This window comes from Clostridioides sp. ZZV14-6150, from assembly GCF_020657875.1.
In the GTDB taxonomy this organism is placed as follows: domain Bacteria; phylum Bacillota; class Clostridia; order Peptostreptococcales; family Peptostreptococcaceae; genus Clostridioides.
Map to the genome: position 1 here is coordinate 77166 of NZ_JAGWDA010000006.1, position 25189 is coordinate 102354.

The 25189-nt window shown below is 26.5% G+C and carries 23 protein-coding genes; 7 read left to right on the top strand and 16 right to left on the bottom strand.

Translation table 11 applies throughout. The annotated features are described in order from the left end of the window. Positions 1-25: 25 nt before the first annotated feature. A complete protein-coding gene (gene hisG / locus KGF41_RS08830; protein ID WP_227432938.1) occupies positions 26-652 on the bottom strand; it encodes an ATP phosphoribosyltransferase in 627 nt (208 codons plus the stop codon). A 21-nt stretch (positions 653-673) separates the two neighbouring features. Next, complete coding sequence (locus tag KGF41_RS08835; protein ID WP_227827401.1) at positions 674-1618, bottom strand: ATP phosphoribosyltransferase regulatory subunit; 945 nt, start codon at positions 1616-1618, stop codon at positions 674-676. A 527-nt stretch (positions 1619-2145) separates the two neighbouring features. On the opposite strand from KGF41_RS08835, the gene KGF41_RS08840 reads away from it, so the two are divergent. Then, positions 2146-2322, top strand: coding sequence for a hypothetical protein (locus tag KGF41_RS08840; protein ID WP_003420092.1), 177 nt, complete (start codon positions 2146-2148; stop codon positions 2320-2322). Between the two features lie 160 nt (positions 2323-2482). On the opposite strand, the gene trhA is transcribed toward KGF41_RS08840, so the two are convergent. Further along, positions 2483-3136, bottom strand: coding sequence for a PAQR family membrane homeostasis protein TrhA (trhA, locus tag KGF41_RS08845; RefSeq protein WP_227432934.1), 654 nt, complete (start codon positions 3134-3136; stop codon positions 2483-2485). Positions 3137-3295: 159 nt separating this feature from the next. Here trhA and KGF41_RS08850 point away from each other — a divergent pair, with 159 nt between their 5' ends. After that, positions 3296-3862 carry a DUF1836 domain-containing protein gene (locus tag KGF41_RS08850; protein ID WP_227856580.1) on the top strand — a complete coding sequence of 189 codons (567 nt, stop codon included), beginning with the start codon at positions 3296-3298 and terminating at the stop codon, positions 3860-3862. Between the two features lie 139 nt (positions 3863-4001). Here KGF41_RS08850 and KGF41_RS08855 read toward each other — a convergent pair whose 3' ends face one another. The 10 genes from KGF41_RS08855 to KGF41_RS08900 form a co-directional block, all read right to left on the bottom strand. Then, positions 4002-4211: a hypothetical protein gene (locus KGF41_RS08855; protein WP_227432931.1), complete on the bottom strand. Its 210-nt coding sequence runs from the start codon at positions 4209-4211 to the stop codon at positions 4002-4004. A gap of 80 nt (positions 4212-4291) precedes the next feature. Then, the gene (locus tag KGF41_RS08860; protein WP_227827399.1) at positions 4292-4945 is read right to left on the bottom strand and encodes an FMN-dependent NADH-azoreductase; all 654 of its coding nucleotides are present in this window, start codon (positions 4943-4945) and stop codon (positions 4292-4294) included. A gap of 319 nt (positions 4946-5264) precedes the next feature. After that, complete coding sequence (locus KGF41_RS08865; protein ID WP_227827398.1) at positions 5265-6305, bottom strand: Fic family protein; 1041 nt, start codon at positions 6303-6305, stop codon at positions 5265-5267. 107 nt (positions 6306-6412) lie between these two features. Further along, on the bottom strand, positions 6413-7786 hold the full coding sequence (locus KGF41_RS08870) for an MATE family efflux transporter (RefSeq protein ID WP_227827397.1): 1374 nt from the start codon (positions 7784-7786) through the stop codon (positions 6413-6415). A 122-nt stretch (positions 7787-7908) separates the two neighbouring features. Then, positions 7909-9783 carry an FtsX-like permease family protein gene (locus KGF41_RS08875; RefSeq protein ID WP_227856581.1) on the bottom strand — a complete coding sequence of 625 codons (1875 nt, stop codon included), beginning with the start codon at positions 9781-9783 and terminating at the stop codon, positions 7909-7911. Next, on the bottom strand, positions 9783-10529 hold the full coding sequence (locus KGF41_RS08880) for an ABC transporter ATP-binding protein (protein ID WP_227841895.1): 747 nt from the start codon (positions 10527-10529) through the stop codon (positions 9783-9785). The genes KGF41_RS08875 and KGF41_RS08880 overlap by 1 nt, the downstream gene beginning before the upstream one ends. A 155-nt stretch (positions 10530-10684) precedes the next feature. After that, entirely contained in the window at positions 10685-12895 is a 2211-nt protein-coding gene (locus KGF41_RS08885; protein ID WP_227856582.1) for an EAL domain-containing protein, read from the bottom strand. A gap of 21 nt (positions 12896-12916) precedes the next feature. After that, entirely contained in the window at positions 12917-13249 is a 333-nt protein-coding gene (locus KGF41_RS08890; protein ID WP_227827393.1) for a hypothetical protein, read from the bottom strand. A 170-nt stretch (positions 13250-13419) separates the two neighbouring features. Further along, a complete protein-coding gene (gene gltA / locus KGF41_RS08895) occupies positions 13420-14814 on the bottom strand; it encodes an NADPH-dependent glutamate synthase (protein WP_227827392.1) in 1395 nt (464 codons plus the stop codon). Beyond that, complete coding sequence (locus KGF41_RS08900; protein WP_227432921.1) at positions 14814-15707, bottom strand: sulfide/dihydroorotate dehydrogenase-like FAD/NAD-binding protein; 894 nt, start codon at positions 15705-15707, stop codon at positions 14814-14816. Before KGF41_RS08900 ends, gltA begins: the two co-directional genes overlap by 1 nt. Positions 15708-16335: 628 nt before the next feature. Between KGF41_RS08900 and KGF41_RS08905 the strand changes: the two genes are divergently transcribed. After that, the gene (locus KGF41_RS08905) at positions 16336-17187 is read left to right on the top strand and encodes a sulfurtransferase (protein ID WP_227827391.1); all 852 of its coding nucleotides are present in this window, start codon (positions 16336-16338) and stop codon (positions 17185-17187) included. Positions 17188-17351: 164 nt separating this feature from the next. Here the strand turns inward: KGF41_RS08905 and ggt are convergent, their stop codons facing one another. From ggt to KGF41_RS08920, 3 genes are all read right to left on the bottom strand, one after another. Further along, a complete protein-coding gene (gene ggt, locus KGF41_RS08910) occupies positions 17352-18965 on the bottom strand; it encodes a gamma-glutamyltransferase (RefSeq protein ID WP_227856583.1) in 1614 nt (537 codons plus the stop codon). Positions 18966-19163: 198 nt separating this feature from the next. Then, positions 19164-21095: an FtsX-like permease family protein gene (locus tag KGF41_RS08915; RefSeq protein WP_227827389.1), complete on the bottom strand. Its 1932-nt coding sequence runs from the start codon at positions 21093-21095 to the stop codon at positions 19164-19166. Continuing rightward, positions 21082-21849, bottom strand: a complete 768-nt coding sequence (locus KGF41_RS08920; RefSeq protein ID WP_227841041.1) for an ABC transporter ATP-binding protein — start codon at positions 21847-21849, stop codon at positions 21082-21084. Before KGF41_RS08920 ends, KGF41_RS08915 begins: the two co-directional genes overlap by 14 nt. A 287-nt stretch (positions 21850-22136) precedes the next feature. On the opposite strand from KGF41_RS08920, the gene KGF41_RS08925 reads away from it, so the two are divergent. From KGF41_RS08925 to KGF41_RS08940, 4 genes are all read left to right on the top strand, one after another. Then, a complete protein-coding gene (locus tag KGF41_RS08925) occupies positions 22137-22811 on the top strand; it encodes a response regulator transcription factor (RefSeq protein ID WP_227827387.1) in 675 nt (224 codons plus the stop codon). 23 nt (positions 22812-22834) lie between these two features. After that, positions 22835-23281, top strand: a complete 447-nt coding sequence (locus KGF41_RS08930) for a hypothetical protein (RefSeq protein WP_227856584.1) — start codon at positions 22835-22837, stop codon at positions 23279-23281. Positions 23282-23311: 30 nt separating this feature from the next. Beyond that, a complete protein-coding gene (locus KGF41_RS08935) occupies positions 23312-23839 on the top strand; it encodes an ATP-binding protein (RefSeq protein WP_227856585.1) in 528 nt (175 codons plus the stop codon). 114 nt (positions 23840-23953) lie between these two features. Then, positions 23954-25186: an efflux RND transporter periplasmic adaptor subunit gene (locus KGF41_RS08940; protein ID WP_227850656.1), complete on the top strand. Its 1233-nt coding sequence runs from the start codon at positions 23954-23956 to the stop codon at positions 25184-25186. The last annotated feature ends 3 nt before the right edge of the window (positions 25187-25189 follow it).

A 25189-nucleotide genomic window follows, 5' to 3' on the forward strand; every position in this document is an offset into this window, starting at 1 on the left:
TCTCCTTGTCAATTTTAATTATATTTTAGTTATCAATTTCCTTAAACAAACGAATTATATTTTGAATTTGTTCATACTTAAATCTATAACTAGCTCTATTTGATATAATCCTAGCACTTATATCGCATATATCTTCTAATATTTCAAGTCCATTTGCTTTAAGTGTATTACCCGTTTCAACTATATCAACAATTACATCTGATAAGCCTACTATTGGAGCTAGTTCAACAGAACCATTTAGTTTTATTATTTCAATTTTTTGACCTTTTTCTTTAAAGTATTTTTTTGCTATGTTTGGGTACTTTGTTGCCACTTTTAGATATTCATCTTTTCTATATATACTATCTCCCTTTAGTCCTGCTACTGCAAATTTACACTTTCCAAAACCTAAATCATATATTTCATATACATCTGTTTCATTTTCTAAAATAGTATCTTTACCTGCTATACCGAGGTCAGCAACTCCTTTTTCAACATACGTAACTACATCTGATGGTTTTACATGTATATATATGATTTTATTTTTTTCATCTTTAAAAATTAGCTTTCTTGTATCAGTATCTATACTATCCCCCAACCCCATTTTTTTAAATTTTTTAAATGATTCCCCTTCTATTCTTCCTTTTGCTAATGCTATAGTTAAATAATCCAAAATAATACCTCCTTTTCAATCTTACTTATATACATACTTCATTAATTCATCAACACTTAATGTAAATCCAATAGCTGGAATTTCTTTTCCATACTCTTTAGTTAGAGAATCATATCTTCCACCGCTTAGAATTTCTTTATATGAGTCTGGATAGTATCCTCTAAACATAACTCCTTCATAATAGTCAAGCATTGTAATCATTGATAAGTCAAATCTAGCTTTATCTAAAAAATTACATTCCTCAATTAAATCGTTTATTTGTTTTAACTCTTCAAGTGCTTGTTTCATCTTATCATTACAATAGAATTTTTGTGCCTTTTCAATAACATTATATAGATTACCTTGAAAACTTAAGATATTTGATAATAATTCTTTTACATCATTTTTAATTTTTAAATCTTCAATATATACTTTTAGTTCATGGTTATTTTTGGTATACAATAAGTTTTTAATTTGATTTTCACAATTCTTGTTCAATTTTAATTCCTCTAATAGTCCATTAATATATTTACTACTACCAACCTCCAAAATAAAATTATTGTTGTACTTTTCAAGTATCTTAAGAGCCAATTTTACCACTTCTCTATCTGCTTCTAAAGAAGATTCTCCTAAGTACTCACAACCTATCTGTCTTATCTCTTTTATTCCAACTGTATTCTTATTTTTATATATAGATGAATTATAAAAAAGTTTAAGTTTTAAACCATCTTCCCATCTTGGTATGAGACTTTTTATTATACTTGTAGTTATATCAGCTCTTAGGACCATTACTCTTCCATTTACAACCTTTACCATAGATTCTTTTGGAATTTTACTATTTATATTTGTAAATTCATCATATTCTTCAAATAATTGTGGTTCTATTTGAAAATATTCTTCATCTAAGAAAAGCCTGTCTATTTCTCTTTTTAATTTGTATCTTTTTTTAGAATAAATAACTTCATCTTCAATCCTTAAAAATTTCATACTCTCACCCTTTTCATTAAAATTACTCTTACATTTGCAAATTTAAAACAATAAAAAAGCCATATAGGCTTTATACCTATATGGCTATAATTTTCTTTTAAAATTACTTCCCATCATAGATACAAGACCAATTACACTAAAAACAGGGCTTGTGTCTATGAATCAATTTCATATTACAATCCCTTTAGTCTATGATGATGGTGATGATTTAATTTTATATTTAATTTTTCTACATTTAATCTCACCATGATAATTTCCTCCCAAATATTTTTTATTAATATTCTAAATTTACAGTTTTTTTATTACTATTAATGATAATATACTTTTCAAAAATTGGCAATAGTTATTTAGAAATTTAAATAAAATATTTTATATGATTTTTTATTTGTACAGTTAGATATTTAATCTTTACTTAATTTGGAAATTTTGTGTATAAAAAATGAAATTTCGGGAAAAATTGTAATAATTTAAAAAAACTTATTAAAATATAGTATAATAAGTATATCTTAATGTAAAGGGATGATTTTATGTATAAATATGATGACTATGTAAATTTAACAAATGATTTAGATTTGCCTGTGGAAATTAGAAATAAATGTGTTAGAATTGTTAGTGTGTCAGAGAATTTAGAGGATATAATTATAGTACATAAATTCAAACTATATGTCGTAAATGAGAAGTACATTAAAGGAATTATGGAATAGACATTTTGAATATGCTATTTTTATAAACAAGTTATTATAAATATAATTTGATATTTATAATAAGGAGCTGTCTTATAATAGAAGATACATTCTATATAAGACAGTTCTTTTTATTTTCTTCATTGTAGAATTTTTAGTATCAATTAACTGGATTTTTAAACTATAAAACATACAATAAAACAGCCAAAAAGTGGAATAAAGAACCTAACATAATAAAAATATGAAATATCTCATGAAATCCAAATTCAGGACTTATATTTGGCTTCTTAATAATGTAAATAACTGCACCTATAGAGTAAGATACACCTTCTATTATTAATAAGTTAAGACAATCCTTAGGAATTGAATTAAATGCATTTATATCAAAGACAATTGCCCACCCCATAAGTAAATATAGACTTGTAGACAACCATCTAGGTGCATCCATCCAAAATATTTTTATTACTATACCAATAAATGCAACTATCCATATTGCTGTAGTAAATATTATTCCCTCTTCTTTTTGCATAAAATACAAGCATATTGGTGTATATGAACCAGCAATCAATACATAAATCATCGCATGGTCTACTTTTCTGAAAAATAATTCTTGTTCTGGTGTACCTTTTAAAAAATGATAATATGAGCTTGCACTATAAAGAGCAATTAAAGATAATCCAAAGACAGACACAGACACTATCATCAAAAAAGAAGTTTGTTGTAAAGATATAGATTGAAAAATTAAAATTATAGTAGCTATAAGAGATAAACAAGCCCCTATAAAATGAGTTAAACTACTTATTGGGTCTCTACCCTTTAAAAAAAATTGATACATTTCGTCCTCCTACAATTATGTATTTTAAAAATTATATTTTATATATAGTTTTTAATACTATATTATACATTTAATTATACCACTATATATATCTTTTGCAACCATTAATATTGTTTTATTTTCTAAATTAGTGTATTATAGATATTATGGAGGTAACATATGATGAACAATGAATTAAATACCATAATACTAGAAATGCTAAATAATACAGATATAACTTCAAATGATATTCCATCTATTGACCTATATATGGATCAAATTATTTCTCTAATTGACAATAAACTTTCTGCCAATAAAAGATTTGACGATGAAAAAATTCTCACTAAAACAATGATAAATAATTATAGTAAAGAAGGATTAATCAAACCTATTAAGGGAAAAAAATATACCAAAGAACAAATCTTACAAATGATAATCATTTATTCTATGAAAAATACACTTACAATACAAGAGATTAAAAGAATCTTAAATGGTGTATACGAAAAAGAGGATTTCAGTGGAGAAGACTTAGTGGCATGTTATGAAAAGTTTATATCAATAAAAGAAAGGCAAAGAAATAATATGCCAAACTTTATAGAGTCTAATTTTGAAAATATCACTATTAATCCAGAAAATAAAGATGATTTATTGATAGCCTTACTAAGCTTAACTTCAATGGCTGACCAATTAAAAAGTATTTCGGAAAAAATAGTAGATACTTTTTTCAAAGATACTCCCAAAAAATAATTTTAATAAAGTAAGACTGAAAATAAATATTAAAATACAATGTAACTTAAATTAATCATTATTGTATACAATATAATTTTCAGTCTAAATATTAATACTTTCTATTTTTAACTCCTTCAAGAATCTCCATATCTAAAGTTTACAAATTTAATTTTATTCTGTTTAAGTTTTGACAATGTGAACAATTCAAATTAACTTGAATTTGTTTATACCCTATGAAAACGGCTTGTTTAAGTATACCAGTGCCATCATCTATCATCACTACATTGTCTTTTATCTCTACATGGAAATTATTCTCTTGATTACACCAATAACAATCATACTTCTCATTACTTTTTTCTTCTCGCATGATTTTCGCCTCCTTCAATATAAGTTTCTACATTAAGAGAGGTTTTTCCTTTATATTTTCAATAAAATAAAATATTATAACTAAAACTTCAAAGAATCAATTATACCTTCTATTTTTTCAGATGCTTTTTCTATTGCACTTTGTCTTTCTTCTTCACTAGTTCCAGTTCCATCTACTAATAATTCATCAAATTTTTTGATTCCTATAAATTTCATGATACTTTCCACATAATTTAATCCTTTATTCATAACTGGCTTTAGTACCCATGGTATATGTCCACCTGAAGATTGTATATATACCATACTTCTATCAATATCATTTAGTATTCCTTGTGGTTTATCATCACCTTCAAAAGATATAGTTTTTCCATCTTGAATTATACAATCTATATATTCTTTAAGTGGGGCTGGAAAAGATAAACTCCACATAGGAGCTGCTATTACATATACACTTGCACTCACAAATTGGTCACAAAGACTTCTAATTTTTGCAAGTTCTTTTCTATCCTTATCATCTAATTGCTTAGCAGCTTCTTCACTAACTATACTATTTCTCTTTTCAAAGTATTGATATTCCAATCTTGGTATATGTTCTTTATAAAGGTCTACTTCTTCAACTTCAAAATCCTTATTTTTTTCCATAAATTTATTGATAAACTTTCTTGCTACAGTTTTACTTGAAGATAAATCTTCTGGTTTTGAATTCACATTTATATATAATAATTTTTTTTTCATAAGCTCACTCCTAAGATTATTTTTATATTATTATTTCACAAAAATAACCATTCTATTCTGTAGTTAAATTATAAAGTTAATAGAAATATATTTCTTAAATAATCTTAAAAAGTAAATTTATAGAATACAAGAATAAAATATAATTAATTATACAATATAATTTTAAATATATTAAAATTCTAATCAAGCAATTACTTATAATATTTTAGATAAAATAAGTATTCTATGAAGTTATGTAAATTCCTCTTAGAATTTCTAACTTCAATAAAAAATGGTATAGTGCTTTGACACTATACCATTAAAATTATTAAAGTATTTTTTAATACTTCTTCTTCCATTTTGCGCTTCTTCCCCTTGCAACAACCTCTATCTTATCTTGTTTTCTTAGATTATTAAAAACTCTATTTATAGTAGGTTCTGGAATATCAGGACATAGGTCCTTTATATCTTCTTTTGTAAAATATCCAAGAGTAGAATTTATTATTTTTTCTATTCTGCTAGTTTTTGTCTGTCTTTTCTTATCAGATACATTTAAACTGTCATCTAACTTCTTATATGCAGTCAATATAGTTTCTAAAAAATATTCAATCCAAGCATTCATATCTGATTTTTCATTCCCTATAGAGGACTTCAAATAGTTTAAGTTACTATAGTACTCATATGAACTGTCATCAAATATTTTTCCTAAACTTATATATCTTCCAACTTCATATCCACTTTTATTTAACAGCAATAATATAAGTACTCTTGCCATTTTTATATTACCTTCTTTAAATGGATGTATCAATATGAAATCTAACACAAATGCAGAAATTAATATTAATATATCAATTTCATCCTCATCTATCAATGTATTATAAGCTTCACATATTTCTTCTACGGCTTTTTCAACCTTATTAACACTTGCGTCACCATTCATGAAGTCACTATTTTTTAAATTGTATTCAAAAAATCCACTCTCTGATTTATAGCTTCCCCCTCTAGTAGATGAAAATTTATATAAGTATCCATGAAGTTCAAGAATTGTTTGTGAGCTTATTGGGATACTCTCATAAGCACTATTAATAGTTTTTACTACATCTCTGTATTCAACAATACTTAACTCTTCTCTACTTTTAGGTGTGACTTCATTACTTATTAATTTTTCTAAATTAAAAGTATTACTTTCTTTTTGATTTCCAATATATGTAGATTCGGAACAATCTACTAAAGATTTTTTTTCTAGACTTTCTAAAATTTCTTTCGGTTGTTTTTTGTAAAGCAGTTGTCTACCCTTATACTCATTTATCTTAGACAACATTCTAGCTACATTCATGTTTACATACATATTTTTTAATTTGCTTTTTTTTGTAAATTCCATAAAATCACTCCATAATTAGAATTTCTCTTCTTTTTGACAGCGGTTTTATTTTATCATATAATTGTATTTTTTACAATTTTTTACTTATTTATCTGAAATTATACTTTTTATTCGGTTGTTATTTCGCTTAATCGTTCACTTTTAGGTGTATATCTTTTCAATTCTCTAAATACTACTACACCTGTAATTACTGTGGCTATAAAGTCAGATACTGGTTGAGCTGTCCATACACCCTTTAAACCTAAGAATGTAGGAAGAATTATTACTGCTGGTATCAATAAAATTACCTGTCTTAGAAGACTTAATAACATTGCCATTTTTGCTTTACCTATAGATTGTATAAAGTTTGTTCCTGTAATTGATAAACCTACTATTGGTAACATAAGTAGATATATTTTTAAACCATCTACAGATATACTCATAAGTTCAGCGTCTTTATTAAATATTCCTATAATTGCCTCTGGGAAAAGCATAATTACTACCATACCCATACATAAAATTATAGTAGCTACTACCAATGAACCTAAGTATGCTTTTTTAACTCTATCGTATTTTTCAGCCCCATAGTTAAAACCTATAATGGGTTGCGCTCCCTGATTTATTCCAAAGATAGGCATTAAAAATACCATTGCTATAGAAGAAATTGTAGCCATAGCTCCTATAGCTAAATCTCCACCATGAGTTTTAAGAGCAATATTTGATATTACTTGAACTAAGCTTGCTGCAAGTTGCATAGCAAATGGTGACATACCTATCGCAAAGACTGCTCTTACTAATCTTTTATCTAATTTTAAATGAGATTTACTGAATTTTAAATTTGATTTTCCACTTATATAGTAGCCTATAGTTAAAATAGCTGTAAGAGCTTGAGAAGTTACTGTAGCAATTGCAGCTCCTTGTATTCCCATATTGAATCCAAATATTAACATCCAATCTAAAACTATATTAGTTAGGCATCCTATTATCATTATTCCTGCTGAAATCTTAGGGCTACCGTCAGCTCTTATTGAGTGATTTAAAGAAAAGGATAGAAGATTTACTACTGTTCCTAATAAGATGATATTTATATATGTCTTTGCATATATTAGTGTATTTTCACTTGCTCCAAATAACGTAAGTATTTTATTTGCAAATAATATCCCAAGTACCATTATTATAATTCCTGTAACTACAGCTAATGTCATTGCATTTCCTATAAGTCTTCTTGCATCTTCTACTTTACCTTGCCCAAGTTTTATTGATATAGTCGTTGTTGTTCCTATTCCTATCAACATACCAAATGCAAGTATTATTGTCATTATTGGCATCGTAACACCAAGACCTGTTATTGCAAGTGGTCCAACCCCTGGTATGTTCCCAATAAAAATTCTGTCTACCACATTATATAGACTATTTACCAGCATACCTATTATTGCTGGTATAGAGTATTTCAGTAGTAATTTACTGATTCGTTCTGTTCCTAATAATTGTTGATTATCCATCAAGTCTCCTCCTTCTTCTAATATTTAATTTTCCACATATTACAAGGGAGGTGCATATGCCCTCCCTTAATATTAACTACTTTTTAAATATTAATTTTCTATAATATATATTATATACCACTTTAATCAAAAAACCAAACTTTTCTAATATAAAATTTCTTTAGCAAATGAAAATAAAGTGAATATATACCTGAGAGCACTAATAATATACCCACATTTTTTAAGTTAAAACTATTATTTAGTACACTATTTAAAAAGAGTAAAGAAAATATGTTATTTGCAATAGCTATAATAAAAGGTACAAAAAATAGTATGCCTATCTCTATACTAACAATCTTATTCATATTTTTAAAAGATAGACCTATTTTTGATAGATTGTGGTATTTAACCTTATCAAAAGGTTCATCTGTATATAGTCTAAAATACAAAAAACTAAGAACTGCCATAAACAGAATAACACCTATGAAAATACCCATAAAGTGAAGAATTTTACTTTGCTGTAACTCAACTAAATACATATCTGGTAAAGTTAAAAAATATGACTTTATATCATCTCTATCTAGGTTAAAATGTTTTTCTTTTAACGCTTCAGTTATATCAGCACTATTTTGCCAGTTTTCATAATCAAATCCATAAAAATTTATTTTTGAAAACTTACTTTGTATATTATTATATAAATCATCATGTATAACTATAATTTTACTAAACATACCTGTAGGAAAAATTATCCTATCTGTTGATTCTTTTATCTTTATGTTTACATTTTTTATTTTATAAGATTTAATATCTTTTAAAGAATTTATGTGCTCTTTTGAATTATATCTAGGGACTATAATTCCCTCATTTTTCTTTAGATTAATTTTATCTAATCCCAATTGTTTTGATAATTTATTATAGTTACTTATACTTAATAATACTTCATTATTATATTCAAGCATAGGAAAACTTAATTCCTTATAATCATATTCTTTTATTGTATTTCTAATTTCTTTTAATTCTTCATATTCTTTGTTATTATTATCTTCTGAAAAATATGAGTAAACCATTGGAAAATTCTCTTTAGAGGATTTACCTTGTGAAGTTACAAGCGTTGAAGTTGTTGTAAATGCTACTAAGGTTCCAGATAAAAGTATTGTCATTAAAAACAACAATCGAGAATTATCTTTCATCTTATATACTAAATTACTTATAAGCAACATATTTATTTTATTTTTATAAAACTTCTCTTTATTTTTCATATGCTTTAATATTAAAATGCTAAACTGAGAAAAAAATAAAAACGTTCCTAGCGTAATCAACAGTGCTATCGTGTACATACCTCCATTTATATTTAACTTATTACCAAATAGTATCATAGCATATCCTGTCATAAGACATACTATACCAAGCATCCCAAATAATCTTGAAGATTTTATATCTTTTTTAGGTTTTTTTGTACCTACTAAAAGTTCAAAAATATTGTTTTTGTTTAACAATTTTAAGCTAAGTGGTCCTGTTATCAAAAACAACAACATAAAAGATATAATTGTCATTAGTATCGCTTTTATTGGAAAGTAACTTTCTGTCAAGTTCATATAAAATATTTTACCTAAATACAATAAAAATAGCTTAGAAATAGATAGCCCTAAAAGTATTCCTAATATTATTGCTAATAATCCTATTATTAAATTTTCAATCAATATCAATCTTTTCAGTTGTTTATTACTCATTCCAACTATCATCATAACTCCAAAATCCCTTAATCTAGATTTTAAGAAATTTCCTAAAGAATACAATATAAAAAGTAGACTAAATCCTAATATTATTAATTCTGAAGTCATAAGAGCCATAAATGCAGTAGAGCCACTTTGGATTCCAGAATCAGTTATAATTGGATGAAACATAGATACTGCAAATACAAAGAATATCATTATAGAAAAAATTGAACTTAAAAAATACGCTAAATATGCTCTAAAGTTTCTAATTATATTATTATAAGCAAATCTTCCAAAATTCACTACCTTACACCTCCTATTTGAGACAATACAGATAGTATTTTATTGTAAAAAGAACTATTTGTGCCTGATTTCTTTATCTCTGTATATATGCATCCATCCTTTATAAAAACGACTCTATCTGAATGGCTTGCACTATATGCTTCATGAGTTACCATAAGTGTAGTTACATTTTGTTCTTTGTTTATCTTAGTAAATAACTCTAAAACACCATCAGTGGATTTCGAATCAAGATTCCCTGTTGGTTCATCTGCAAGAAGTAATGATGGCTTATTTATAATTGCTCTAGCAATTGCACATCTTTGAGCTTGTCCTCCTGAAATCTCATAAGTTCTTCTATCTAAAATTTTATCAATACCTAAAAATTCAGATATATTTTTAGTTTCCCTGTTCATTTTTTTTACATTTCTACCATCTAGTGTAAGTGGCAACATTATATTTTCACCAACTGTCAAAGTGTCAATCAAATTAAAATTCTGAAATACAAAACCAAGTTGTTTTCTTCTAAATTCAGCTAATTTTTCTCCTTCTAATCTACTTGTATCCTGTCCATTTAATATAACTTGACCTTCACTCTGCTTATCAATTGTAGATATTATATTTAAAAGAGTAGATTTCCCACTTCCAGATGGGCCCATAACAGCTACAAATTCACCTTTTTCTATACTTAAATTAATACTATCTAATGCTTTATATGGAACTTTTCCATAATATGTTTTTGATATATTTTTAATACTTAATATGTTCATTTTATATTCTCCATTACTTTTTTATTTTTACTATATTAATATACTATCGTGAATATATCATTTTAACCATAAAAATACTCTAACAATTAACTTACATATTTGTAAGTTAATTGTTAGAGTATCAACAAATTAATTAGTATTAATAATTAATTCAACTAAAATTTTAAAAGCTTTTCAAATTCACTAAGTACCATCGGTTTAGCAAATAAATAACCTTGAACCTTATCGCATCCTATTTCTTTTAAAAACTCTACTTGCTCATTGGTTTCTACACCTTCACATATAACTTTAATATTAATCGCTTTTGACATTTCTACTATCTTAGAGATAATAATTTTTCCACGTTTTGTATCTGTTGTCTCAATTAGAAAAACTCTATCTAATTTTAAAATATCAAAAGGAAGGTCCTTTAATAGATTCAAGGATGAATATCCTGAGCCAAAATCATCCATTGATATAAGAAATCCTATCTTTTTAAGCCTCTTAATTATATCAATCAATATATTTAAATTATCAAATACAACACTTTCTGTTAATTCAAGTTCTATAAACTTAGGTGATATATTATACTTATTTATCAATTCAGTAATATTTTCTATAAAATTATCTCTGTGTAAATGAACTCTAGATATATTCACAGAGATTGGCACAGGGTTATAACCTTTGTTTAGCCACTTTCTCAAGGTCTTACATACTTCTTCAAATACAAACATATCAACATTTACAATGAAACCATTTCTTTCAAATAAAGGTACAAAATCTACAGGTGAAATAAATCCCATATCTGGATTATTCCATCTTATTAGAGCTTCTGCTCCTTCAATTTCATTTCCATCATTTAAACTATATTTTGGTTGATAATATACTACAAACTCTCCTTTTTCCAAAGCTTTATTCATATTATCTTCCAATTTCTTTTCTCTATATAATCGATTTCTTGTATCTTCATTAAAAAATGAATATGAATGCTCATACTTATCTTTTTTTGTTTTTGCAGCAATATTCGCTCTATCAATTAACAAGTCAATTTTTTGTATATCATCACTTTTATTTATCTTATATATACCACTTGACATAACAATTTTATATTTTGAGGAATTACTAGTACTTAAACTGCATATTTCATTATTTATTTTAGATAGTCTATTTAAAAGGTCAGCATCAGTATTGCAGGAAAGTAATAATATAAAGTGGTCATTATCCATTCTAGCACAAAGTTCATATTTGTTTGTATTGTGTCTTAACACATTTGCAATATGTACTAATATCTTATTTCCTTCAGCATAACCAAACATCTCATTTATGTATTTAAATTTATTAACATCTAATTGAACTAAGTAAAAATCATCCTTATAGTAATTATGTAAAATATATATAGAATCTTTTTTAAATTTTTCTTTGTTTTTTATTCCACTTAAGGAATCATAGTAAGCTAATTTTTTAAGTTGTTCTATTAGTGTAACATTACTTAATTTCCACAATATCAAAAATATTAATATATAGAAAAATAACTTGATTATAAAATCAATTATCAAGCTTTTAAAGTTCTTAAAAACATCACAACTTGAGATTAATGTCCAATCAGTTCCTTTGATACTCGTATATCTTGCACTATATAACTTCCAATTATCCCATGATAAAAAACCACCTTGACGTTTCTCATCTATATTTTTTAAAATTTCATTTTTACTGCTCCCTATAATATTTCCTTCTACACTAAACATATTTGTCTTATTATAGACATAGTCTTTATTTTGATGAGAAATAATGGCATAGTTTTTATCTACCATTAAAAATTTAATAGAATCATCAGAATTAGTTCTACTTACTATCTTATTTACATCTTGAAAATAAAAGGAAGCAAAAATAGTTCCACTTACTTCATTATTTTTTATAATAGGTACACATATAATAAATACTTTATCCCCTGTAACCTTACTAACTGTAATATCGGAAATCACCATTTTTTTTGTTTCTAGTACCTTCTGAAAATGCGTTCGGTCTTTTATTGTCCCAACCCTTTCTCTATATGTACTTGAAGTATTTCCTTGTGCATCAGTTATTCCAAGCATAAAAAGATTATATTGTTTTTGATAAGGTCTTAATAACTTACCTTTTTCAATTAGAGATATTCTGTCATCAGAAAATCTATCGTCTTGACTAAGAGCCTTTAATAAGGATGCATTGACGCTTAAATAATTTTCTAATTCTCTTTTTGAGGCTTCAATCATATTTTTAGAAGTAACCTCCATAGAATTACTTGCATATATAATTGTACTTGTAAAATCAATTAAAATTAATAACATCAATAAAATTAATATATACCTAAAAACTAATCCATCAAATATTTTTTCTCTTTTTCTCATATTTAAACACCATTAATTATACTATTGTAATACATACTCAATCGGCTCTTTAATAACTTGTGACATTACTCTATGTGAATAATCCAAAAGTATTCTTTCTTTAAATTTATATGAATCCCTTATACAAGATTCATAATTTAAAACTGGCACATTTGATTTTTCAATTTTATATAGGAATGGCCTATATTCTAATGATGGGATATTATTTTTTAAGTAATTTATACTTGCTTCATCTAAAATGCTTACATTTTCAATGTCTGTTGTACCAATATATGCAACAGTTATACCCAAAATATTCTTTTTAGATATAAGTTCTAATGTCAAGTTTGATAACTCTGATTCTGCCAACCACACATTATTCCCCCCTTATAAAATCTTTATTCGATATTATTTTACCATAATTAAACAAAATTATGTTGCTTAGTGGTAAATATTACAACAATAACTGTGACTTTATTATATAATTTTCAAAAAAAATATACCAAGCTAGAAATTATTCTAACTTGGTATATTTAATTTACAAATTAAGCATTAACTTTTGCTTTTAAATATTCGTCTATTGAAGCTGCTGCAGTTTTACCAGCACCCATTGCAGATATTACTGTTGCTGCTCCAGTAACAGCGTCTCCACCTGCAAACACACCTTCTTTAGAAGTTTGACCACTTTCATCTGTTATTAAGCATCTTCTCTTATTTATATCAAGACTCTTTGTGGTAGAAGATATTAATGGATTTGGACTTGTTCCAAGTGACATTATAACTGTATCTACATCAAGTACAAATTCAGAACCTTCTATTTCTATAGGTCTTCTTCTTCCAGAATCATCTGGTTCTCCTAATTCCATTCTTATACAAACCATACCTTTAACATATCCATTTTCATCTACTAAAATTTCTTTAGGATTTGTCAATGTATTAAATATAATTCCTTCTTCTTTTGCATGATGTACTTCTTCAGCTCTTGCTGGAAGCTCTTTTTCACTTCTTCTATAAACTATATATGATTCTGAACCTAATCTTAATGCAGTTCTAGCAGCATCCATAGCAACATTTCCACCACCAACTACAGCAACTTTTTTACCAGAACTAATAGGTGTATCATAATCATCTCTATAAGCTTTCATTAAGTTTACTCTAGTTAAAAACTCATTTGCAGAAAATACTCCATTTGCATTTTCTCCTGGTATATTCATAAACATAGGAAGACCAGCTCCTGAGCCTATGAATATAGCTTCAAATCCTTCATCTTCTATAAGTTCATCTACTGTAATTGTTTTACCAACAATTACATTAGTTTCTATTTTCACACCTAATTTTCTTATATTATCTATTTCAGGTTGAACAACAGCTTGTTTTGGAAGTCTAAATTCAGGTATTCCATAAGTTAAAACTCCACCTGGTTCATGCATTGCTTCAAATATCGTTACATCATATCCTTTTTTAGCTAAATCACCAGCACAAGCAAGGCCTGCTGGACCACTTCCTATTACAGCTACTTTTTGATTTTTCTTAGGTTCTGTATCAGATAAGTTTATATCATTTTCTTTTGACCAATCTGCTACAAATCTTTCTAATTTCCCTATTGATACTGCATCTGATTTTATTCCAAGTATACATACACCTTCACATTGACTTTCTTGTGGGCATACTCTACCACAAACAGCAGGTAGTGAACTACTCTTAGCTATTACTTTAGCAGCACCTTCTATATCATCTTCTTTAATTTTTGTTATAAATCCTGGGATATCAATTCCTACTGGACATCCACCTACACATTTTGGTTTTTTACATCCTAGACATCTATTAGCTTCTGCCATAGCTTCTTCTTTATTGTATCCTAAACATACTTCATCAAAATTTGTTGCTCTTACAGCAGGTTCTTGTTCTCTAACTGGTACTTTTACTTTTTTAGCATCCATTATTTGTTACCTCCACATCCACAATTACTATGATGATGACTGTCGCCTTCTTCAAGTTTTAGCATAGCTCTTCCTTCTTGAGTTTTGTACATAGATTGTCTTCTCATCGCTTGGTCAAAGTCAACTAAATGTCCATCAAATTCAGGTCCATCTACACATGCAAACTTAGTCTCATTTCCAACACTAACTCTACAACCGCCACACATACCTGTTCCATCAATCATTATTGTATTTAAACTTACTATAGTAGGTATGTTTAATTCTTTAGTCAATTGACACATAAATTTCATCATTATCATTGGTCCAATTACTATTGCTTGGTCATATTTTTTACCTTGATTATCAACTAAATCTTTTAATAAATCTGTAACTCTTCCATCAAATCCATATGTCCCATCATCTGTTGATATGTATACATTTTTAGCTACTTTTCTCATATCATCTTCTAATATGATTAATTCTTTAGTTCTTGCACCAATTATTACATCTACATCTAATCCATTATCTTTAAACCATTTAACTTGTGGATACACTGGAGCAGAACCTACTCCACCAGCTACAAATAGGATTTTTTTATTTTTTAATTCTTCTATATCTTCATGTATGAATTCACTTGCTTGTCCTAGTGGCCCTACAAAATCCATTACAAAATCGTTTTCTTCAAACATTGCTAATTTCTTAGTTGAAGCACCAACTGTTTGGAATACGATAGTCACTGTTCCTTTTTCTCTATCATAATCAGCTATTGTAAGAGGAATTCTTTCTCCCTTTTCGTCATTTTTAATTATTATAAATTGACCAGGCTGAGAAGATTTTGCAACTCTAGGAGCCTCTATTTCCATCAAATAAATACTATCTGTTAATTGTCTCTTACTAACTATTTTATTACTCATCTCGCTATTCTCCATTCTAACAAATATATTTTTCCCACTTTAAATTTAATTAAAACATAAACACACAAAACTATAACTCTAATTATAATACAATATTAGTTCTCGATTAAATGTTTTGTATTGGACATCCCCCCTGTAAAATAATTATAACTGCCCAAATTACAAATAGTTGATATTAACAAATTACTTTTAAATTCCAACAAATATTAAAACCTATATTATACATATAATTTGTTATAGATTTAACCTAATACACACTTAAAGTATACTATATTATGCTAAATTTGTAACAAAAATTTTATAAATACATAATAAATTTTTTTTATTCAATTATTTGTTTAATAAATTAACCTAGGTTTTCATAATAACTCAGATTTCTTTAAAAACTAAACGTGTATAAGGCTTTAATCTATTGCAATACAAGCTTTTATATAAACTAAAATATACTCTTATTTTATTATATATCTAAAATTTTTAATATTCATTAATTATTTGAATTTTTATATAAAATTTTTATATTTTCTAAAGATTTATTTACTTATGTAATAATTTATAATAATATTAATTTATAAAGTTAATAATTATTATGAATACACATAAAAATAATTAAAAATAGGAGGTTTGTTTTTTGAAAAATATTATTTCTGCAAAAGAACTTATATCTAAATTAGAACATAATGATAATCTAGTTGTTATAGATTGTAGATTTGACCTTATCAATAGAACTTATGGTATTGATTCTTATAAAAAAGGACATATAAAAGGTAGCTTTATCTTGGATATAGACAAGGATTTATCATCTCCTACAAAAGAACATGGTGGTAAAAATCCTTTACAAGACCCTTTTATATTAAAAGAAAAGTTAGAAAAAATGGGTGTTGATAATGACACTACAATTATAACTTATGATGATGGAGATTTAAATGGTGCTTGTAGACTATTCTTCCAATTAAAACACTTAGGTCTTGAAAATGTCTATGTATTAGATGGTGGAATAACAGCTTTTGTAAAAGAAGGCGGACAATTAGAAGAAAAAATAAATATTCCAAACTGTATAGGCAAAAAAATTAAGCCTAATGTAAATGACAATTTAGTTGTTCCAATGGAATACGTTAAATCTAAATTATATGATGAAGATACTGTGATTATAGATTGTCGTGCTAATGAAAGATACCAAGGTTTAGTTGAACCTGCATATTCAAAAGCTGGCCATATACCTAGTGCAAAAAATTACTTTTGCAAGGATTTAATAAAAGGTGATTTTGAAAATGGCTCACTTAAAGATATAGAATTTTTAAAAGACTTCTTTAAGGATTTAAATAATTATGATGAAATAATTTTATCTTGTGGTTCAGGAATATCTGCTTGTGTTAACAGCCTTGCACTTAGAGAGCTTAATATGCCTCATAAGATTTATGTTGGTAGCTTTAGTGATTGGATTAGCTATGATGACAATGAAGTTAAAACTGGACAAGAATAAAGTCAATAATAAATAAAACTAGGATATAATATTTTAGTTTTTTATAAAGGCGTTAGTCATTATAGACTTTCGCCTTTTATTATTGTAATTTCATGTAGTTTTCTATTATTCATTTATTCATTAAACATACCTTTAGTTTATAATATTGATGAACTACAATATGATTAATAAACTGCAACATGACCATCACATCTTGATTCTGTTGCACAAACATAGCTTTCTTGCTCTGTTTTAAAGATTATTTGTCCCCTACCCATATCGACATTATCGTGAATTACTTTTATCTCATGGCCTTTTTCAATAAGGGCATCTACCACATGTCTTGACATCTCTGATTCAACTTCTATCTCTTTACCTTTTATCCACTGCCATCTTGGAGCATCTAATGCCTCTTGAGGGTTTAAACCAAAGTCTATCATACTCGTTAATACTTGAAGATGTCCCTGTGGTTGCATAAAAGCACCCATTACACCAAATGGACCTATTGCTTTATCATCTTTACCTAAAAAACCAGGTATTATTGTATGATAAGGTTTTTTAAATGGTTTTACTACATTATGGTGTTTAGGGTCTAAGTTAAAATTATTACCTCTACTATGTAACGCAATGCCAGTGTTTGGTATTACTATCCCAGAGCCAAAATTTATATAATTACTCTGTATATATGAAACCATATTACCATCTTTATCAGCGGTACAAAGATATACAGTTCCACCACAATATGGCTCTCCTTCTTTTGGATATAAAGCTTTTTTATTATCAATCAATAAACTTCTCTTTTTTGCATAATCTTGACTTAATAGTTCTTGAACCTTTACTTTCATATGTTCTATATCAGTTACATAAGTTTTAGAATCTGCAAAAGCCAGTTTTAAGCTTTCTATAATCTTATGTATATCATCTACATTTTCTATATCTCCTTTTATGTCCAATTCTTTTAATATATTTAATGCCATTAAGACTGTTATCCCATGTCCATTTGGTGGAATTTCAAATATTTTATATCCTTTATATTCTGTGCTTATAGGTTCTACCCAAGTTGGATAAAAACTCGCTAAATCACTTTTTCTTATAGCTCCATCAAACTTTCTAGAATACTCATCTATTTTATCTGCTAGTCTACCTCTATAAAAACTTTCAGCTTGTGTATTTGCTATCTCTTCTAATGTATTAGCATGCTCTTCACATACAAATATGTCACCAGCTTCTGGAGCTTTACCATCTTTAGAAAATGTCTCAAACCATGACTTAAATTCTTCTCCAACAAATTCTTTTTCATATAGTTCATAGGACTTTTTCCATACTTTTGATACATTAGGAGAAACAACATATCCTTCTCTTGCATATTCAATTGCTGGAGATAAACATTCTAGTAGACTAAGTTTTCCATACTTTTTATTTAATTCTGCCCAAGCTGCAGGTATCCCAGGTATAGTTACTGCTCCAAATCCATACTTTGGCATCTCTTCCATGTTCTTGTAATTTTTTAATTCCATTCTTTCTGGAGCAAAACCACTAGAATTTAGTCCGTACAATCGTTTTTCTTCTTCTATCCAAACAAGAGCATATGCGTCTCCTCCAATTCCATTACTTGTAGGTTCAACTACCGATAATGTAGCAGCAGTTGCAACTGCTGCATCCACAGCATTCCCACCTTTTTTTAGTATTTCAAGCCCAGCTTGAGAAGCTAATGGTGTTGAAGTTGCAACTGCTCCATTTTTAGCATATATAACATTTCTTATTGATGGATATTTATGTTGATGAGCATCAAACCTCATAATTTTCAACTCCTTGTCATTTTTATTTTATATTTTCCTTAAATTTATTATATAACATTAAGTAATACAACTGATACAAAATACAAACTTTTTCCAAAACTTAATTACATTATTATAATATTTTTTTGTTTTGATTAGATAAACTATCTTACTTTTAGTATCTATTTAATTCTTATTAAGTAAAAAATACTCTACAGCTTAATCTATTATCATATTTTGAGCGTATTTTAATGTTATAAAATAATATATAAAGTAACCTATATAATAAATGGCTAGTGTTATAATAATTGGTATAAACAAAGACCTAGTTATAAATTTTTGAGCAATTGACATAGCAAATAAATTATGAATTGTACCTATAATTAATGGCAATAAAAATACAACTTTTAATTGTTTTGATATTATTTTCTCAATATCTTGATTGTTTGCCCCAAGTTTTTTTAGCATAATATATCGTTCTTTATCATCATATATATTTGATAGTTGTTTAAATAAAATTATACTTCCTGTACACAAAAGAAATACTACAGATAGAAATATACCTATAAATAACATAAGACCACTTAGTCTAATTAAATTATTATAGTTTTCGATACTTGATGTAAAATTAAAGGGATAAGTTGATTTCATATTTTTATCAACAATATTTTTTAATCTTAAAGACATGTCAAACTCTTTTTTTTCATTTTTTATATCAATTAATCTTAATAATCTTGATTTTCCATCTGATTTTAATCTATTAAATACATTATCTTCTACCACAATTAAATCAAATGTTGATTGTGAATTTATTTCTGGTTCTAAGATATTTTTTTGAACTGTAAATAAACTCATATTCTCTTTTTCTTTAAGATATATATCTATTTTTTGAGTACCAGTATTTTTAAGAAACATTTTCTTATATGAATCTGAAACATAATATACATGCTCTTCTGAAGTTAATTCTTCATAATTACTGTTTTGATATTGTCTTAATTTCTTAAAATCACTTTCTTTAATAAAATCTACAAGCACTGTGTTTTCTCTATAAACTCCTCCTTTTTTATAATACAATTTAAAATTTACATCTCTGTTTATAAGCTCTATTGTCTTATCAAAAAATATCTTATCATCTTCTTTATATTTATATAACAACTTGTCAATTTCCTTATTTACAAGATAATTTTCTGCATTTATAGTATAACTATACTTGTAGTTTTCATTTATATTTCTATCTATATCGTAATAAAGGGATATTGTAAATCCTAACATAGTTACACTTGTAGCTATTAGTATCGCTATTATTGCCAATACTCTGCTATTATTCTTCAATTTGAATCCAAGTTCCGAAAATGCAATTAAATTTCTTCCCTTGTAATAAAAACTTTTTTTCTTCTTAGCAACATCTATAATTATCGACATTATTGATGAAAAAAATAAAAAAGTACCTGGTATTATTGTAATTAATATAAAAACTGAAAACATAATGTTTTCAATAATGAAATAACTGCTGGACATTAAATAAGAAAATACTATTAGTAAAATTCCAAGTATTCCCTTTAGCTTTATAAATCTTTTATTTGTATATTTTTCTGGTGACTTCTTAAATAACTCTACAATTTTTTTATTGCTAATGACTATAATATTTCTTATTCCAATTACTACAAATATTACTACAAATATTACTAATGTTTGAATTAAAGCCTTTATACTTAAAGTCATCTTTACTCCTATAATTTCTTTCATTAATTTTACAAGAATCATTGTCATAAGCTTTGAAAATAAAAAACCTAAAGATATCCCTATTAATATTGCAAATATTCCCATCAAAAAAGTTTCATATAAAAATATTCTTCCTATCTGATTTTTTCTCATTCCAATCAAGCTATAAGTACCTATCTCTTGCCTACGTCTATTAAAAAAAAATGAATTTGAATAATATATAAATAAAAAAACAAATACCACTATTACAATTGAACTTGTATTAATGCCTATTTTAGCCCTTCTACCAAGTAAACTTAAAGCTTCATTGTACTCTATTGATTTGAAACTAAAGAATATAAATACACTAAATACAATTGAAACAAAGTACATAAAATAGCTTAAAAAGTTCTTTTTTACATTTTTTATAGCAATTTTAAATAAACTCATTTTTATTAACTCCTCCAATTAAGGAAACTGTATTTAGTATTTTATTATAAAATTCTTTTGTGCTTTCTCCTTTTATAAGTTCTGTAAAAATTATTCCATCCTTTATAAAGAGTATTCTACTACAAAAACTTGCACTTATAGCATCATGCGTTACCATTAATATTGTTGAATCATTATCTCTATTTAATTTTAGTAGAGAATTTAATAAATCCCTTGCAGATTTAGAATCTAATGCTCCTGTAGGCTCGTCTGCAAGTATTAATGATGGTTTTGTTACTATTGCTCTACAAACAGCTCCTCTTTGTTTTTGACCACCTGAGACTTCATTAGGATATTTATCTAATATTGATTCTATATTTAGTGATTTTGAAACTTCTTTTATTCTACTTTCTATTACTGATACTTTTTCATTTTTTAAAGAAAGAGGTAGCATTATATTTTCTTTTATAGTTAATGTATCTAAAAGGTTAGAATCTTGAAATACAAATCCAAGATTATCACGTCTAAAGTCAGCTAATTTATTTTGTTTCATTTTAATAATATTCTTATCCTCTATATAAACATTTCCTGATGAAGGCAAATCTATTGTAGAAATAATGTTTAAAAGAGTTGATTTTCCAGCTCCAGATGAGCCCATAATACCTACAAATTCACCTTTAGAAACTTTAAAACTTATTCCCCTTAAAGCTTCATATTTTGAGCCTTTTCTACCATACTCTTTTTTTATATTTTCAACAATTAATATTTCTTCCATAATTACTTACCACTCCTCAACATAATTGCTCATTTTCCAATTCTTATAAATATATTATATATATTAAGGTAGTTTTTAACCATTTAATTACATTAATATAATGTTACATTTCTGTAAGTATTAACTATATTTCTTCATTTTTAATGAAATTATGTTTAAAATATAATTTGTCAAGCAAAATATAGTTATATTAATATAATTATTTTAAATTATAAGGTAGAAATGTTTGAACTTATCAAGTAAAATATAGTTATGTTAATATAACTATTCTGGATTAGGAGGTAAAAATGTTCAAAATAATGGTAATTGAAGATGATGTTTCATTAAAGCATCAAATAGCAGACTGTCTTTCTAAATGGGGACATATTGTCTATCAAATAGAAAATCTTGAAAACATAATAGAAGAATTTAAGCATTATAAACCACAATTGGTTTTATTAGATATAAATCTTCCATTTTATGATGGATTTCATTGGTGTAATGAGATAAGAAAAATTTCCAAAGTTCCAATAATCTTTATTTCTTCAAGAAACTCTAATATGGATGTAATAATGGGTGTAAATCTAGGTGCAGATGATTATATACAAAAACCATTTTCTATAGATGTTTTAATAGCTAAGGTAAATGCTCTTTTAAGAAGAACTTATAATTTTGCTGATAATAATTCAAATAAAATTGTCCATAATGAAGTTACTTTAGATTTATCAACTGCAACTATATGTTATAAAGATAATACTATTGAGCTAACAAAAAATGAAATTAAAATTCTTCATGAACTTATGAGGAATAAAAGTAAAATAGTTAGTAGAAATAAACTTATGAAAAAATTATGGGATAATGATTGGTTTGTAGATGATAATACTCTCACTGTTAATGTAAACAGAATACGTTCAAAACTAAGTGAAATTGGATTGGAAGACTTTATAGAAACTAAAAGAGGACTAGGTTATATAATCAGTTAAAATAGCTTTAAGTAGGTGAATTTATGAGTTTTAAAGATTTTCTCAAAGATAAACTCGAATTTTTAGTATACAACTTTGCTTTCTTACTTTTTACGATAGCAGTTATTATATTTTCTCCTATCGATACTCTCTTAGTAGACACTATTGTATACATATTAATTGTAAATATAGTATTTTCATTCATATATATACTTACTGGCTACATTAAGAAAAATAGATTTTTAGAGAAAATTAAAAATAATACATTCAAAGTTAGTACTAATGATATAGAATTAATTAAATGTACAAATGAAGAAAAAATATATTTGGATATAATTAAAGATTATCAAAGCCAATGTGATGATATAATAGATATCAATACTAAGAAATTTGAAGAAAATAAAGAAACTATGAGTATGTGGGTACATGATATAAAAATGCCTATAGCAATAATCAAACTAATCCTTGAGCAAAACGAAAATTTAATTTAAGAAAAAATTTCAGATGATATCGATAAAGAGATGTTTAGAATTGAAAATTCTGTTGAAAGGATTTTATATTTATCTAGACTTGAAGATTTTCATAAAGATTTTTTGATTCAAGAAGTAAATATTGAAAAAATTATTAGAAATATTATTAGAAAATATTCGAAATATTTTATCTCAAAAAAAATAATTTTAAACTTAAATAATTTGAATTATACAGTTTTATCAGACGAAAAATGGCTTTACTTCATATTCGAGCAATTATTAAATAATTCCCTAAAATATGCCTCAATAGAAGATAATATATCTATCTATTGCAAAACCCACAAAAATTATTTACAATTAAGGGTGGAAGATACTGGCTGTGGTATAAAAAAGGAAGATTTAAATAGAATATTCAATAAGGGATTTACAGGTAATAATGGAAGAAATAACGCTAAATCTACAGGGCTTGGTCTTTATTTAGTAAAAGAACTTTGTGACAAACTTGGCCATAAAATTGATGTAGATTCAGAGTACAATCAATATACAAAAATTACTATTACATTCAAAGATTATCTATAGTATCTTATATATTGACAGTTTATTTCCATTTGACTTATATTCAACATGCTTCTTATAATGGTTCTATATGTACATCCCAGTATATTAAGTAGTTTTTATACAAAGGAGGAAAACATGTCTTTTCTAAAAAAATTTAAAAATAAAAAATTTAGAAATAGTAGCTTTAAGAGTAATAGCTTTAAAAATACTAGCTTTGGAAGTAGTAATTTCAAAACTAAAAATAAAGGTTTTAAAAATAATCCTTTTAAAAGCAAGAGATTTAAAATCTATGCAGGAATCGTGATAATCATACTTTTAATTTTAGGGGTACTTGCTTATGTCGATTCAAAAAACACTGAGTTACAAGCTAATGAAAACTTCATAGAAACATACACTATTCCAGAAAACGAAAAAATATTTATAAATGGTATGGTTGTACCTAAGCAAACTAAAGACTTTAATATTTCTGGAGATTATGAGTTAAGCGATGTAAATGTTACAAATGGGCAAAAGGTAAATCAGGGAGACCTTCTTTTTACTGCTAAAAATCCAACTATAATAGCAGAAATAGATAGTCTAAAAACACAACTTAGCCAATATAAAAAACAAAAGATATCACTTGCAAATATTGATGAAAATAGAGATGCTATAGCTTCTATAAACGCACAAATAACAACTTTAAACTCTCAGATAGCTTCTTTAGATAAAAAAGCATATGATAGAACTACTGCTCCTTTTGATGGTACTGTATACTTAAATGACCAAACTGGAAATCCAGACCAACCAGCTTCATTTATGACTATTCAAGGTCTAGAGTTTTATATGAAGGGACAAGCAAGTGAACAAGATTTACCTAAGATGAAAATTGACCAAATGGTTAATATATTAGTTTTCTCAACTGACCAAAATCTTACTGGTAGAATAAGTTTTATATCTGATAAGCCCTCTACTCCAAATAGTGAGATGGGAGCTCAACAAAGTACTTTATCTTATTATGATATAAACATAGCATTTGATAACCAAGAAGGGTTGACAAATGGATTCCATCTTCAAGCATCACTTGAAGTAGCTAACTCAAGCTTTAAAATACCAGCATCTTGTGTACTTAAGGATAAAAAACACTCATATGTATTTAAAGACTTAGATGGAATCTTGAAAAAACAAATTGTAGATGTTGCAAGTAAAAACAATGACTTTGCTGTAGTTAGAGGCGGTCTTGAACAAGGTGATATAGTAATAAAATACCCTACTAAAGAAATGAAAGAAGGAGACCCAGTTCAAGGTGATAGTGTAACTGCTGGCTCTAATAATAATGGAGATGCTACTCCAGACAAAAAATTAAAAGAAGTTAATATGGATGTGAATTAATTT

Bases quoted from the DNA above. Each gene is read 5' to 3' on its own strand.
- KGF41_RS08920 (WP_227841041.1), bottom strand. From the start codon at position 21,849: ATGGAAGAAATATTAATTGTTGAAAATATAAAAAAAGAGTATGGTAGA.
- KGF41_RS08930 (WP_227856584.1), top strand. From the start codon at position 22,835: ATGAGTTTTAAAGATTTTCTCAAAGATAAACTCGAATTTTTAGTATAC.
- KGF41_RS08865 (WP_227827398.1), bottom strand. From the start codon at position 6,305: ATGGAATTTACAAAAAAAAGCAAATTAAAAAATATGTATGTAAACATG.
- trhA (WP_227432934.1), bottom strand. From the start codon at position 3,136: ATGTATCAATTTTTTTTAAAGGGTAGAGACCCAATAAGTAGTTTAACT.
- KGF41_RS08940 (WP_227850656.1), top strand. From the start codon at position 23,954: ATGTCTTTTCTAAAAAAATTTAAAAATAAAAAATTTAGAAATAGTAGC.
- KGF41_RS08860 (WP_227827399.1), bottom strand. From the start codon at position 4,945: ATGAAAAAAAAATTATTATATATAAATGTGAATTCAAAACCAGAAGAT.
- KGF41_RS08925 (WP_227827387.1), top strand. From the start codon at position 22,137: ATGTTCAAAATAATGGTAATTGAAGATGATGTTTCATTAAAGCATCAA.
- KGF41_RS08900 (WP_227432921.1), bottom strand. From the start codon at position 15,707: ATGAGTAATAAAATAGTTAGTAAGAGACAATTAACAGATAGTATTTAT.
- KGF41_RS08870 (WP_227827397.1), bottom strand. From the start codon at position 7,786: ATGGATAATCAACAATTATTAGGAACAGAACGAATCAGTAAATTACTA.
- KGF41_RS08935 (WP_227856585.1), top strand. From the start codon at position 23,312: ATGTTTAGAATTGAAAATTCTGTTGAAAGGATTTTATATTTATCTAGA.
- KGF41_RS08840 (WP_003420092.1), top strand. From the start codon at position 2,146: ATGTATAAATATGATGACTATGTAAATTTAACAAATGATTTAGATTTG.
- KGF41_RS08835 (WP_227827401.1), bottom strand. From the start codon at position 1,618: ATGAAATTTTTAAGGATTGAAGATGAAGTTATTTATTCTAAAAAAAGA.
- KGF41_RS08855 (WP_227432931.1), bottom strand. From the start codon at position 4,211: ATGCGAGAAGAAAAAAGTAATGAGAAGTATGATTGTTATTGGTGTAAT.
- KGF41_RS08880 (WP_227841895.1), bottom strand. From the start codon at position 10,529: ATGAACATATTAAGTATTAAAAATATATCAAAAACATATTATGGAAAA.
- ggt (WP_227856583.1), bottom strand. From the start codon at position 18,965: ATGAGGTTTGATGCTCATCAACATAAATATCCATCAATAAGAAATGTT.
- gltA (WP_227827392.1), bottom strand. From the start codon at position 14,814: ATGGATGCTAAAAAAGTAAAAGTACCAGTTAGAGAACAAGAACCTGCT.
- KGF41_RS08850 (WP_227856580.1), top strand. From the start codon at position 3,296: ATGATGAACAATGAATTAAATACCATAATACTAGAAATGCTAAATAAT.
- KGF41_RS08915 (WP_227827389.1), bottom strand. From the start codon at position 21,095: ATGAGTTTATTTAAAATTGCTATAAAAAATGTAAAAAAGAACTTTTTA.
- KGF41_RS08885 (WP_227856582.1), bottom strand. From the start codon at position 12,895: ATGAGAAAAAGAGAAAAAATATTTGATGGATTAGTTTTTAGGTATATA.